The sequence below is a fragment of the Bradyrhizobium sp. 154 genome, from assembly GCF_023073875.1.
Lineage (GTDB): Bacteria > Pseudomonadota > Alphaproteobacteria > Rhizobiales > Xanthobacteraceae > Bradyrhizobium.
Genome location: NZ_JADPKG010000046.1, coordinates 1 through 12500 on the forward strand (window position 1 = coordinate 1; position 12500 = coordinate 12500).

Annotated in this window: 5 protein-coding genes, 2 tRNA genes and 2 rRNA genes (1 of these 9 running past the window's edge); 5 read left to right on the forward strand and 4 right to left on the reverse strand. The window is 61.9% G+C overall.

Annotated elements, in window-relative coordinates; all coding sequences use genetic code 11:
- Positions 1-123 precede the first annotated feature (123 nt).
- Entirely contained in the window at positions 124-912 is a 789-nt protein-coding gene (locus tag IVA92_RS11495) for an MOSC domain-containing protein (protein WP_247276786.1), read from the reverse strand.
- Positions 913-1147: 235 nt separating this feature from the next.
- Between IVA92_RS11495 and clpB the strand changes: the two genes are divergently transcribed.
- Positions 1148-3787 (forward strand): ATP-dependent chaperone ClpB, encoded by a 2640-nt coding sequence (clpB, locus tag IVA92_RS11500; protein ID WP_247276785.1) that lies wholly within the window; start codon positions 1148-1150, stop codon positions 3785-3787.
- 79 nt (positions 3788-3866) lie between these two features.
- On the opposite strand, the gene IVA92_RS11505 is transcribed toward clpB, so the two are convergent.
- The 3 genes from IVA92_RS11505 to IVA92_RS11515 form a co-directional block, all read right to left on the reverse strand.
- On the reverse strand, positions 3867-4133 hold the full coding sequence (locus IVA92_RS11505; protein WP_247276784.1) for a hypothetical protein: 267 nt from the start codon (positions 4131-4133) through the stop codon (positions 3867-3869).
- Positions 4134-4220: 87 nt separating this feature from the next.
- Positions 4221-5852 (reverse strand): hypothetical protein, encoded by a 1632-nt coding sequence (locus tag IVA92_RS11510; RefSeq protein ID WP_247276783.1) that lies wholly within the window; start codon positions 5850-5852, stop codon positions 4221-4223.
- Between the two features lie 94 nt (positions 5853-5946).
- A complete protein-coding gene (locus IVA92_RS11515; protein ID WP_247276782.1) occupies positions 5947-8010 on the reverse strand; it encodes a M23 family metallopeptidase in 2064 nt (687 codons plus the stop codon).
- A gap of 1003 nt (positions 8011-9013) precedes the next feature.
- Here IVA92_RS11515 and IVA92_RS11520 point away from each other — a divergent pair.
- The 4 genes from IVA92_RS11520 to IVA92_RS11535 all read left to right on the forward strand — a co-directional run.
- A 16S ribosomal RNA gene (locus tag IVA92_RS11520) occupies positions 9014-10502 on the forward strand.
- 224 nt (positions 10503-10726) lie between these two features.
- Positions 10727-10803 (forward strand) — tRNA-Ile (locus IVA92_RS11525).
- A 126-nt stretch (positions 10804-10929) separates the two neighbouring features.
- A tRNA-Ala gene (locus IVA92_RS11530) sits at positions 10930-11005 on the forward strand.
- 416 nt (positions 11006-11421) lie between these two features.
- Positions 11422-12500: ribosomal RNA gene (locus tag IVA92_RS11535) — 23S ribosomal RNA — on the forward strand; it runs 1766 nt beyond the window's last position.
- The 16S and 23S rRNA genes sit together here with 2 tRNA genes alongside, the layout of an rRNA operon.

The following is a 12500-nucleotide window of genomic DNA, read 5'->3' on the forward strand; positions in this document are numbered from 1 at the left end:
ACCCCATCAGGCCTTGGCAGGACAAACTCCCAAGGCCTTCGCCGCTACCAAGACCACCGCGATCCAATCAGCGAATTATTGAACATCGACAGCAATGACGGAGTGTGTTGAGGCGGTATCGGCTCACACCAGTCTCGGCTCTCCCACCGCGACCGCATCGCCGACGCCGATCTCGCCATCTTCGATCACCTCGGCATAGATGCCGCAGTCCATGTGGCCGAGATGGCGCGAGAGCGCCGGCGGGATCTCGAGGTCGCGCTTGGCGGTCACCGGGTCGACGTTGGTGGCCGGGCAGCGCTTGATGCGCTTGACCACCTTCAGCCGCGCCCGCTCGATTGCGAGCGTCTGGTCGACGAGGTCGAGCTCGGACCAAGCCGGCCAACCTTGGACATAGAGATTGGCGCGGAAGCGCAGCGGGTGGACGGTGGCGCCGCCGAGCATGGTCTCGAGGGCGCGGACGCTGTCGAGATTGATGATGGACACGACCTTGCGGGCGACGTCGGAGAAGCTGTGGTCGCGGCCGGACAGGACCTTGGGTGGGCCCTTCAGTTCCGGCTGAAAGTTCTCCCTGAAATAGCTCTCGATGGCGGTGCGCCCGGCAGCGCTCTCGAGATCGCCGCTGGCGACGATCTGGCCGTCCTTGCGGATGGTCAGGCGATTGGTCGCGTCCTCGAACCGGCTGTCGAGGGAGGCCAGTCGCTCATTGCGCGCCAGCATCAGAAACTGGATTTTCGGCTTCCACTGGGGCGCCTCGGGATCGAACCCGCTCGGCCCGTTCTCAATGGCGTAGCGGCGGTCGGCGGGCAGGGTCTGGCCGCTCCGCAACGCGACGCGGGTCAGGTGTTCCGGTGTCAGGCCCTTGATCGGGTAGCGGTAGAGGCCGGTAATCTCGGCGGTGCGGCTGGCTATCATGCCGCTACTTAGGGGATTCGGCAGGCCCGCGCCAAGCGGCCCATGAGCGCACGAAATTGTGAACGCGCCTCTTCCGCATCCGCGACCCGCTTCCCACATTTGCCTCAGGCCGGCGGCAACGCCGGCAGAACACCGTTACCGGTTGAAACGTCAATACGGTGATCGGAAACCCAATGAAGATGCCGTCTGGAGTGCCTTTGAGGGCTCCGAGGGCAGGCCGAGGGATAGAAAAGACATGAATATCGAGAAGTACACCGAACGCTCCAGGGGCTTCATCCAATCCGCGCAGTCGCTTGCGATGCGCGAGGGGCACCAGCAGTTTTCCACCCTGCATGTGCTGAAGGTCCTGCTGGACGACACTGAAGGGCTGGCTGCCGGTCTGATCGACCGCGCCGGCGGCAATTCGCGTGCAATCCTGAAGGCGACCGAGGACGCCCTGAACAAGGTACCCAAGGTCTCCGGCGGCGGCGCTGGCCAGATCTATCTCGCGCCCGAACTCGCCCGCACCTTCGACGCGGCGGAAAAGGCCGGCGAGAAGGCCGGCGACAGTTTTGTCACCGTCGAGCGGCTGCTGCTCGGTCTTGCGCTGGAGAAGACCAGCGAGGGCGGCGCGATCCTCAACAAGGGCGGTGTCACCCCGCAAAATCTCAATGCGGCCATTGAAGCCCTGCGCAAGGGCCGCACCGCGGACAGCGCGACCGCGGAGAATGCGTACGACGCGCTGAAGAAATATGCCCGCGACCTCACCCAGGCGGCGCGCGATGGCAAGCTCGACCCGGTCATCGGCCGTGACGAGGAGATTCGCCGCACCATCCAGGTGCTGTCGCGCCGGACCAAGAATAATCCCGTGCTGATCGGTGAGCCCGGCGTCGGCAAGACCGCCATCGCTGAGGGCTTGGCGCTGCGCATCATCAATGGCGATGTGCCCGACAGCCTCAAGGACAAAAAGTTGCTTGCGCTCGACTTGGGCGCCCTGATCGCCGGCGCGAAGTACCGTGGTGAATTCGAGGAGCGGCTGAAGGCCGTGCTCCAGGAAGTCACCGCGAGCGAGGGCACCTACGTCCTGTTCATCGATGAGATGCACACGCTGATCGGCGCCGGCAAGGGCGATGGCGCGATGGACGCCTCCAACCTGCTCAAGCCGGCGCTCGCCCGCGGCGAGCTGCACTGCATCGGCGCGACCACGCTCGACGAGTACCAGAAGCACGTCGAGAAGGATGCTGCGCTGGCGCGGCGCTTCCAGCCGATCTTCGTCAGCGAGCCGTCGGTCGAGGATACCATCTCGATCCTGCGCGGCTTGAAGGACAAGTACGAGCAGCACCATGGCGTGCGGATCACCGATTCGGCGCTTGTGGCGTCCGCGACCCTGTCCAACCGCTACATCACCGACCGCTTCTTGCCCGACAAGGCCATCGACCTCATGGATGAGGCCGCGGCGCGGCTGAAGATGCAGGTCGATTCCAAGCCCGAAGAGTTGGACTCGCTCGACCGCGAGATCATCCGGCTCAAGATCGAGCAGGAGGCGCTGAAGAAGGAAAGCGATGCCGGCTCCAAGTCCCGGCTCCAGACGCTGGAGAAGGACCTTGCCGAGCTTGAGGAGAAGTCTGCGGCACTGACGGCGCGCTGGAGCGCGGAGAAGACCAAGCTCTCCGATGCTCAGAAGCTGAAGGCCGAGCTCGACGGCCTGCGAGTCGAGCTGGCCAACGCGCAGCGGCGCGGCGAATTCCAGAAGGCCGGCGAGCTGGCCTATGGAAGGATCCCGGAGCTGGAGAAGAAGCTCGCGGAGATCGAGGCCAAGGAGAACGCCGGCGAGATGATGGAGGAGGCGGTCACCGCCAACCACATCGCGCAGGTGGTCTCGCGCTGGACCGGCGTGCCCGTCGACAAGATGCTGGAGGGCGAGAAGGAGAAGCTCCTGAAGATGGAGGAGCAACTCGGCAAGCGCGTCGTCGGCCAGGCCGAAGCCGTGCGTGCGGTCGCAACCGCCGTGCGCCGCTCGCGTGCAGGCCTGCAGGACCCGAACCGGCCGACCGGCTCGTTCATGTTCTTGGGCCCCACCGGCGTCGGCAAGACCGAGCTGACCAAGGCGCTCGCCGAGTACCTGTTCAACGACGAGACCGCGATGGTCCGCCTCGACATGTCCGAATACATGGAGAAGCACTCGGTCTCGCGGCTGATCGGCGCGCCTCCGGGCTATGTCGGCTATGACGAGGGCGGCGCGCTCACCGAAGCGGTGCGGCGCCGGCCCTATCAGGTGGTGCTGTTCGATGAAATCGAGAAGGCGCATCCCGACGTGTTCAACGTCCTGCTCCAGGTGCTCGACGACGGCCGCCTGACCGATGGCCAGGGCCGCACCGTCGACTTCCGCAACACGCTCATCATCATGACCTCGAACCTCGGTTCGGAATTTCTGGTCAACCAGCCGGAAGGGGAGGACACCTCGGCCGTGCGCGAGCAGGTGATGGGAATGGTGCGTGGGCATTTCCGCCCCGAGTTCCTCAACCGCGTCGACGAGATCATTCTGTTCCACCGCTTGCAGAAGAGCGAGATGGGCCGGATCGTCGAGATCCAGTTCGCGCGGCTGCAGAAGCTCCTCACCGATCGCAAGATCGTGCTGACGCTCGATGCCGCAGGCCGCGACTGGCTCGCTGCCAAGGGCTGGGATCCCGCCTACGGCGCACGGCCGCTGAAGCGGGTGATCCAGCGCTATCTCCAGGACCCGCTCGCCGAGATGATCCTGGCCGGCGAGGTCAGAGACGGCGACAGCGTTGCGATCTCGTCCGAGGGCAATGTGCTGACCTTCAACGGCAAGGCGCCGCAGACCGCGGAGATCGCCCAGTTCGAGGCCCCGGTGCCGAAGCGGAAACTGAACTGAGCGTTTCTGCCGCCTGAAGCAACAGGACGCCCCGGAGAGATCTGTCTTTCCGGGGCGAATTCGTCGGTTGGCTCGCCGGCTAGCTGAGCGCGGACGCGGAGCCGGGAGCGGCGGGGCCTTGCTCCTCGTCGTCCTCCTCGAGCTCCGAGAGAATATCCACCAGCTCGCGCACCCGGCCCTGCGCCAGCGGCCGCAAGTCGTTGATCATCGGCTCGTCGTTGGCGAGCCAGGCCTGGGCTTCGGCGAGTTCCTCGGCCGTCGCGCCGGTCCCGATGATCTGGGCAATAGTGACGTCATCGGCGCGGTCCACGGCCTTGACGACGTCGTCACGTGAGAGGCGCGTCATGGGCGGTCCTCCTGCTGGTGGGCTTCCGTCAGCGTCTAACCGGGAACCCGAGCCTGGGTTCCGCGGTCAGCTCTTGTCCAGCGATCGCTACTTCTTCACTGCCTTGTAGATCGCATTCTCCACGTCCGAGGTGAAGTAAATGACGCCGCTCGCACCGACCGCGACGCCCGTCGGGATATGCGTCGGCAGGCCGCCGGGTGCGCCTGTCAGGCCGATCGGAAGATTGGCCGCGATCTCCGTCACCTTGCCGGTCTCCGGCGCGATCTCGACCAATCGTTTGGCGCCGACTTCCGCCACGATGAGCTTGCCGTCGCTGGCGCGCGCAATGCCTTCCGGCATTTTCAGCTCCTTGGCGAGCACGGTCTTTGCGCCGTTCTTGTCGATCCGGGAGACGGCGCCGGAGAAGGCCTCGGTGACGTAGACTTCGCCAGCCGATCCGCCGACGAGACCGACCGGGCCCTCGAGATCGCCGACCAGCGTGGCGCGATCCTGGCCATGCTCACCGCTGACCTTGACCAGCGATTTGGTGCCGAGCTCGGCCACCAGAATGCTGCCGTCCGCGAGCACGATCGCGTCATGCGGGGCCTTGAAACCGTGCAGCATGTCGCGCGTGGCGCCGGTCTTGCCGTCGATCACCTGCACCGTGCCGGTGAACCAGCTCGACAGGACCACGTCGTTGCCCTTTGCTGTCGCGCTCATCGGATATTCGAGGGTGACGCCGGCGGCGTGCATGCGCGCCTTCTCGGTGACCTCGCCGGTGGCACCGTCGACCGTACGATAGGCGAACACGTCGGCGACATGGATGGTATCCTTGCCATTGTTCGAGGTGACGCCGATGCCGCCGGGCAGTGCCAGCTTGCCGATGATGATCTGCTTGGCCTGGCCGGTCGCCGGATCGACCTCCTGGATGCCGTTATCGGCCATGTTGGAGACGTAGATGCGGTCGTTGCCGTCGATCGCGAGATTGTCCAACGACGGCTTCAGTTGCGCGACTATGGTCTTGGCGCCCGACTTCGGATCGACCCGGACGAGCTGGCCGAGCGCGGTGTCGACAACAAAGAGATTGCCTTTGGAATCGAAATTCACCGCGGCCGGAACCTTGAAGCCATCGGCGACGACGGTCAGCTCGGCCTTGTCGACGTCGACTTTTGCGACCTGTCCCTTGAACCAGAGCGGGCCGTAGAGCTTGTCGTCGGGACCGAACTCGAAGCCGTTGAGGCCGCCCATCTTCTCCATGATCTGGCGCGGCGGCTTGATGCCCTCGACGTCGATCTCGTAGAGCGTGTCGCCGAGGAAGACGGTGGTGGCGTAGAGCCTGCCGTCCTTGCGGAAGGCGAGCGAGTTGATGCCGGGAAGGCCGGAAGCAAGCTTCTTGATCGGGCCGTCGCCCTTGCGTGCATAGAGATCGCCGGCGAGGAAGCCGGTCCAGGCCATGGTGCCGTCGGGCGCGAACGCGATGTCGTCGGCCATTCCGATCGGAGCGGGGATCGCGATCTTGGCCGTGCCGCCTGCGATGTCGACCTCGTAGAGCGCGGCGCCGGCGACACTGCCGGCAAACAGATGGCCGGCCTTGTCGATGCCAAGCCCATGGACGCCGTGGAATGCGGAGCCCGGGACGAGCTTGGTGACCTCCCAGCTTGCCGGCAAGGTCTCAGCCGATGCGCTCGTGATGGAGAAAACTGCAGCAACCAGGGCTGCGCAGGCGAGCCTGTTCTTCATGGCGAGACCTCCCATTTTTCGGAAAGTATTCGCCCGTCAAGCGGCTTTGGCAAACGAAACTTGACGTTGTGAGGTAGCGCCCGGCCGTGCCGATTTAGCGGTTCGTCACCTGTAACGGCCCGCCGGTCGCATCCGACATCCTCGCGATCGCGCCGCCGCGGCCGCTCATCATGCCGTCGAGCCGGTCGCGCTCTTTCTCGAAGCTCGCCAGCATCGGGCCCTCCAGCGAGCGCCCGCGCGGCAGCTTTACCCGCATCGGGTCGACGAACCGTCCGTTGACCAGGATCTCGTAGTGGACGTGTGGGCCGGTCGACAGGCCGGATGAGCCGACGAAGCCGATCACCTGGCCCTGGCGCACCTTCTTGCCGACTTCCATGCCCTTGGCGAAGGCCGACATGTGGCCGTAGGCGGTCTCGTAGCCGTTGGCATGCTTGATGCGGATGTACTTGCCGTAGCCGCCCTCGGGGCCGGCCTTCTCGATCATGCCGTTGCCGGAGGCGAAGATCGGCGTGCCGTAGGCGGTGGCCCAGTCGACGCCGGTGTGCATCTTCACGTAGCCGAGGATGGGATGGCGGCGGCCGCCGAAGCCGGAGCGCATGATGGCGTTGTTGACGGGCTTCCTGACCAGGAACTTCTTCGCGCTCTTGCCGGTCTCGTCGTAGTAGTCGACGACGCCGTCGTCGGGGCTCTGGTAGCGGTAGTATTTCTTGGTCTCGCCGCCGACGGTGAGCGAAGCGAACAGCACCTCATTCTTCTCGCTGGCGGTCACGCCCTCGTCCTCGCCGGCGTAGAACACGTCGAAGGAATCGCCCGGCTGCACCTTGCGCTGGAAATCGACGTCGTAGGAGTAGATCTTGATCATGTCGTCGATGACAGGCATCGGCACCTTGTTGCGCATCGCGGTCTCGTAGATGCTCTGATAGAGCCGCACGCCGGAGCCGTCATCGTCGTCATCGTCGTCGCTGTTGGCGTTGGCCGCGGCGTCGGTGACGGTGTTCATGCTGGAGACGTCGACCGCGACGTATTTGCCGAGATCGGACAGCGCCGCGATCGCCTCGACCATGGTGTCGTTGGCGACGACGACGCGGTAGGGCTGCAGGCGCGCGCCGGGGCTTGCGGGCGCCATCAGGATGCGGAGCTTCTCGCCTTCCTTCAGGCCGCCGTCGCGGCCGCGCGGACCGAGCGTTGCGGTGATCGCCTTGATCTCGTCGGCGGTGGCGCCGAGATCGCGCAGCACGCCAGCGACGCTGTCGCCCTTCTTGACCATGTGGACGCGTTCGCCGTTGGGATTGCCGCCGGTGATCTGCTCCTTGGTCTTGGGCAGCAGCGTGACGTTTTCCGGCACCACGCGCGTCTCGAAGCCGGCATAGGGATCGGACGGCGATACTTCGGTGGCATAGGCCATCTTGATGTCGGAGGCGCCGGTCGCGCCGGAGACGTCGGCGGCGGCATTGGCGAGCGAGGCGTAGCGCACCCCGCCATTGCCGCGCCAATTGGCGGCATCGCGCACCCGCATCAGGATGTCGTCGAGCGCCACCACCGCGGAAATCTTGGCCTTCGGCAGCACCGGCGACAGGTCCTTGGTGACGAAGGAGACCTCGGCGTCGGGCTCGACGGCTTCGGGATTGTTCGGGTCGTCGGAGGCGGTCTTCGGATCGGAGCCGACGTCGGTGAGCATGCGCTGGGCGTTGAACGGCGGAATCTTCGCCGACAGATCGCTCGTCGTCATCGACAGATTGCCGGCGATGCGGACGAACGGGCGCACCCGCATCACGTCGCGGTTGCCGACGCGGGCGACCGTGGAGACGCGGACGATGTTGCGCGAAGCCGTGGATTCGCTTGGCGGCGGCAGGCGGTCGCTCTTGTGCAGCGTGGCGGCGCGATCGGCTGCGCCGAATGCACCGCGCAGCGCGCCTTCGACCCGCTCCGGCACCTTGGCGAAGGTCATCTCGCCGTCGAGCGACGCGAAAACGGCGCCGCCGATGAGGGCCGCGCCGCAGAGTCCGGTCAGAATCGTCCCGCTGAACCATTGTACCGAGACGCGGCGGCGATCGATCACGGCGGCCTCAGAACCGTCGACGGACAGCGGCGGCTCGTGGCCGAGATCGATGATCCCGGTCTCACGCCCGTAAGCGCTGCGTGACGTCCTGTGGCTCAACCCAAAGTCCCCCAATTCAACGACCCAAAAGCCCCGTATCGAGCCTTTTCCCGGTCGCCCTCTTCGAGGCGTATCGCAGGAAAAGGGCAAGCCGCATAGGCGTTCGCGGTCAGAAGGCCCCGATGACGGGCCGGCCGAAATTACGAACAGCTAAACGGAAAAAGGTCTCTCGATGTCTCTCGAATGCCGGAGGAAGGCCGCGCCATCTGCAAGATCGCCTTCCTCTGACCCATGAAAACCGCCGGCAGCCCCCACTGGCGTCCCCGCGATTCAAGCTTGTCTCTTATCAGAACGCCGCGGGATTGTGGCTCAAGTACGGCGCCTCATATGGAAAAAGTTTCCTGAAGGGCGGACGCGGGAAGCCTCCCCGGACGGGCGTCCCAAGCCCTCTCCCAAGCCGCCGCCGAAGCCCGCTCCAGAGCCCGCCGGGGGCGCAAACTTTTTTCAGTTTTTTCCTCGCACAGCATCAGCCCGACCGTTCTCCGTCCTTCTAACTGCCTGGAAACACGAGAATTTTTTCGTCGATCCACTGTGCGACGATTTGTTGACGATGGGCGTTGACAATCCCGATGAGGGGGGACTATAACCCCAACCACTGAGCGCGGCGCCGCCGGGTCACTGACCAAGGCGAGCGAACGCGCCACTGATGCTCCTCACCTTGTTGAGTGACACAACAATCGACACCAGTCGGTTGGAGTCATTCATCGTCGGTAAGGGTGTCGGAACCCTTCCACGCTGGAAGGTTGGGGCCTCCAAGGTCCCGGGCTGTTTGACAAGTGAAGATGAAGAAAGAGAAACGTGGACGGCGGAGTCCTTGCGGGTCTCGCTTCTGGGAAGCTTCGGCTTTTCTGATCGAGACCGGACGAAAGACTTCGGCGGTACACGTTTCAAAGGTAACACCATGGCCTCTTCATTGAGGTCAGTTCGCAAGCGATGTGAATCGCTTCGCGAGTATGGTGGGACCTCGTCAAACGTTGTGATCAGCCGGTTCAAAGTTCAAGTCCAACTTGAGAGTTTGATCCTGGCTCAGAGCGAACGCTGGCGGCAGGCTTAACACATGCAAGTCGAGCGGGCGTAGCAATACGTCAGCGGCAGACGGGTGAGTAACGCGTGGGAACGTACCTTTTGGTTCGGAACAACACAGGGAAACTTGTGCTAATACCGGATAAGCCCTTACGGGGAAAGATTTATCGCCGAAAGATCGGCCCGCGTCTGATTAGCTAGTTGGTGAGGTAATGGCTCACCAAGGCGACGATCAGTAGCTGGTCTGAGAGGATGATCAGCCACATTGGGACTGAGACACGGCCCAAACTCCTACGGGAGGCAGCAGTGGGGAATATTGGACAATGGGGGCAACCCTGATCCAGCCATGCCGCGTGAGTGATGAAGGCCCTAGGGTTGTAAAGCTCTTTTGTGCGGGAAGATAATGACGGTACCGCAAGAATAAGCCCCGGCTAACTTCGTGCCAGCAGCCGCGGTAATACGAAGGGGGCTAGCGTTGCTCGGAATCACTGGGCGTAAAGGGTGCGTAGGCGGGTCTTTAAGTCAGGGGTGAAATCCTGGAGCTCAACTCCAGAACTGCCTTTGATACTGAAGATCTTGAGTTCGGGAGAGGTGAGTGGAACTGCGAGTGTAGAGGTGAAATTCGTAGATATTCGCAAGAACACCAGTGGCGAAGGCGGCTCACTGGCCCGATACTGACGCTGAGGCACGAAAGCGTGGGGAGCAAACAGGATTAGATACCCTGGTAGTCCACGCCGTAAACGATGAATGCCAGCCGTTAGTGGGTTTACTCACTAGTGGCGCAGCTAACGCTTTAAGCATTCCGCCTGGGGAGTACGGTCGCAAGATTAAAACTCAAAGGAATTGACGGGGGCCCGCACAAGCGGTGGAGCATGTGGTTTAATTCGACGCAACGCGCAGAACCTTACCAGCCCTTGACATGTCCAGGACCGGTCGCAGAGATGTGACCTTCTCTTCGGAGCCTGGAACACAGGTGCTGCATGGCTGTCGTCAGCTCGTGTCGTGAGATGTTGGGTTAAGTCCCGCAACGAGCGCAACCCCCGTCCTTAGTTGCTACCATTTAGTTGAGCACTCTAAGGAGACTGCCGGTGATAAGCCGCGAGGAAGGTGGGGATGACGTCAAGTCCTCATGGCCCTTACGGGCTGGGCTACACACGTGCTACAATGGCGGTGACAATGGGATGCTAAGGGGCGACCCTTCGCAAATCTCAAAAAGCCGTCTCAGTTCGGATTGGGCTCTGCAACTCGAGCCCATGAAGTTGGAATCGCTAGTAATCGTGGATCAGCACGCCACGGTGAATACGTTCCCGGGCCTTGTACACACCGCCCGTCACACCATGGGAGTTGGCTTTACCTGAAGACGGTGCGCTAACCCGCAAGGGAGGCAGCCGGCCACGGTAGGGTCAGCGACTGGGGTGAAGTCGTAACAAGGTAGCCGTAGGGGAACCTGCGGCTGGATCACCTCCTTTCTAAGGATGATCCTTCAGCGAGCTCACGCTCACTATCGGATCGTTTTAGAAACATCAGTGGCCAACAGATCGCCAGATCGTTGAGCTGCATTGGCGGGATTTCGCCGTCTTCGTTTCTCTTTCTTCGCGGACGAACACGCGCCGGGGCTGCGCTGTGCGATTGCATTCGGCGCTGGTCGCCGATGCATGCACGCAAGACCCTAGTCCTGATAGGATAGCGTTAGGGGCTTGTAGCTCAGTTGGTTAGAGCGCGCGCTTGATAAGCGTGAGGTCGGAAGTTCAAGTCTTCCCAGGCCCACCAGCCTTCGCTCGCGCCAGCGAGTGCAAGGCTGCCACGCCGAAGCCCTGTGGGCGAAGGCGGGCTAGTCAGCGCGAGCTTCGGCTCGGCAAGCCATGGTACGAGCATCGCGCTTCGTCTTCTGGTTACGGGGCCATAGCTCAGCTGGGAGAGCGCGTGCTTTGCAAGCATGAGGTCGTCGGTTCGATCCCGTCTGGCTCCACCAGATGGTTTGATCATCGATGCCGTGTTTGCAGGTATTCAACCGTCGTCCGCGAAACATCACTTCGCACTCATTAGTCCGGATGGACAATGAGCTGCGTGTTTTCTGACATCGTAAAGAGGAGATCGATCCGAGTTGGGTCGTGCAGCAAATCGTTGCGCGAGCCTTCATTATCTCCGGATCATTTCGGCGCTCGCGCGCCTTTCAGTGCGGCCCACAAGGTTGCATCTGGAAGATGGGCGAGTTGTAAATGATCCTTTTAGCGAAGCTTGACCGCCTCGCTATCGGAACGATCTTACGAAGCAAGCTGGTCTTTCTAGTCAATGTCCGGCTGTACGTAGCATTCATCGAGGGTGCGCGCCGCAAGGCAATCGTACAGACAACATTCTGCCGAGTGTGTGGACATTGATAATGAGAGCAATCAAGTGCCTTAAGGGTGTTCGGTGGATGCCTTGGCGCTGAGAGGCGATGAAGGACGTGCTACGCTGCGATAAGCCGTGGGGAGCTGCGAAGAAGCTTTGATCCGCGGATTTCCGAATGGGGAAACCCACCTTCGATAGCCGGAACTCCAAGACCTTGTGTGTTGGGGTTCGACCAGAAATGCGAGAAATCAAACCGCGAGGTTTTGGATTTCCGGTTATCAAGAGAAGGTATGAGACTTCTGAATACATAGGAGGTTTCAAGCGAACCCAGGGAACTGAAACATCTAAGTACCTGGAGGAAAGGACATCAACAGAGACTCCGTTAGTAGTGGCGAGCGAACGCGGACCAGGCCAGTGATACATCAGAGACAATCGGAACCAGTCAGGAAAGCTGGGCCTTAGAGGGTGATAGCCCCGTACGAGTAATGCGATGATGTATCCACGAGTAAGGCGGGACACGTGCAATCCTGTCTGAACACGGGGGGACCACCCTCCAAGCCTAAGTACTCCTCAGCGACCGATAGTGAACCAGTACCGTGAGGGAAAGGTGAAAAGCACCCCGACGAGGGGAGTGAAATAGACCTGAAACCGGACACCTACAAACAGATGGAGCCCAAGATTCGTTCTGGGTGACATCGTACCTTTTGTATTATGGGCCAGCGACTTAATTTAACGAGCAAGCTTAAGCCGATAGGCGAAGGCGTAGCGAAAGCGAGTCTGAATAGGGCGCCAAGTTCGTTGTATTAGACCCGAAACCTAGTGATCTAGCCATGAGCAGGTTGAAGGTGAGGTAACACTCACTGGAGGACCGAACGGGTGCCTGTTGAAAAAGGCTCCGATGACTTGTGGTTAGGGGTGAAAGGCCAATCAAACTGGGAAATAGCTGGTTCTCCGCGAAAGATATTTAGGTATCGCCTCGCACGAATGCTTCGGGGGGTAGAGCACTGGATGGGCTAGGGGGACTTACCGTCTTACCAAACCCAACCAAACTCCGAATACCCGAAAGCAATATGCGGGAGTCACACGGCGGGTGCTAACGTCCGTCGTGGAGAGGGAAACAACCCGGACCTACAGCT